This window comes from Kitasatospora sp. NPDC053057 (assembly GCF_044546945.1).
Lineage (GTDB): Bacteria > Actinomycetota > Actinomycetes > Streptomycetales > Streptomycetaceae > Kitasatospora.
In genome coordinates, this window is record NZ_JBITZP010000143.1 from 1 (window position 1) to 1404 (window position 1404).

Consider the following 1404-nt stretch of genomic DNA (forward strand, 5'->3'; position numbering starts at 1 on the left):
GGCTCTTCTGCTCCATCTGTGGGTCGCTTCGGAGAGCCTGACGCAGTGCACGCCGCTCCCTGTGCGGATCTTGAGGTGTTGAGGCCCGAGATCGAGCGCGCAGGAGAAGCGGCGTGCGGTTCACCACGGTATTGAAGCGGTTGGTCGGATGCGAGCAGGCGGTGCCGGAAGACGCCTGGTTCGACGAGGAAGCGCAGGTCATGGTGGTCGCGGTGCGTCCGAGGTCACGGGCGCGTCGCCGCTGCGGGATCTGCCGCAGCCGCTGCCCCCGCTTCGACGCCGGGGCCGGCCGGCGGCGGTGGCGACACCTGGACGCGGCCGGGCTGCCGCTGTTCCTGGAGGCCGAGGCCCCGCGCGTGTGCTGCCCACGCCACGGGGTGGTGGTGGCCGCGGTGCCCTGGGCCCGACACGACGCCGGACACACCTACGACTTCGACCAGCAGGTCGCCTGGCTGGCCACCGAATGCTCCAAGTCCGCGACCGCCCAGCTGATGCGAATCGCCTGGCGCACCGTCGGCGCGATCCTGACCCGTTACCGGCGCGACGCCGACGCCGGGATCGACCGCCTCGCGTCCCTGCGGCGGATCGGCATCGACGAGATCTCCTACCGCAAGGGGCAGAAGTACATGACCGTCGTGGCCGACCACGACAGCCGGCACGTGGTGTGGATGTCCGACGGCCACGGCAAGGACGTGCTCCGCTCCTTCTTCGACGCCCTTGGCGAGGAACGGGCCCACCGGCTGACGCACATCAGCGCGGACGGCGCGGAGTGGATCGCCGATGTCGTCGCGGAGCGCGCCCCGAACGCGATCCGCGCTATGGATCCCTTCCATGTCGTGGCCTGGGCCACCGAGGCGCTGGACGAAGAGCGTCGGGCGAGCTGGAACCGGGCCCGGCGTGAGGCCGCCGACCCGGACCTGGCCCGCAGGCTCAAGCACTCCCGGCACGCGCTGTGGAAGAACCCCGAGGACCTCACCGAGCGCCAGAGCGCAAAGCTCACCTGGATCGCCGCCAACGACCCCCGCCTGCACCGCGCCTACCTGCTCAAGGAAGGCCTGCGCACCGTCTACCGCATCGCGAAGACCGAAGGGCTGGCGGCCGCCGTGACCGCCCTGGACCGCTGGCTCTCCTGGGCCCAGCGCTGCCGCATCCCCGCCTTCCTGGACCTGCGGCGCAAGATCAGGCGGCACTGCGACGCCATCATCGCCGCCATCGCCGAGCAGTTGAGCAACGGCCTGATCGAGGCCACCAACACCAAGACCCGCCTGATCATCCGCCGAGGCTTCGGCTTCCGCACCGCCGACGCCGTCATCGCCCTCGTCATGCTCTGCCTCGGCGGCAACCGACCCACCCTGCCACGCCGCCAACCCGCATGATCACACCCACAGGTACATCAGAAGAGCC

At 70.6% G+C, this 1404-nt stretch carries 1 protein-coding gene; it reads left to right on the plus strand.

What is annotated here, in order from left to right:
* The first annotated feature begins 113 nt into the window (after positions 1-113).
* Positions 114-1376: an ISL3 family transposase gene (locus ACIG5E_RS39475; RefSeq protein WP_396542156.1), complete on the plus strand. Its 1263-nt coding sequence runs from the start codon at positions 114-116 to the stop codon at positions 1374-1376.
* Positions 1377-1404 lie beyond the last annotated feature (28 nt).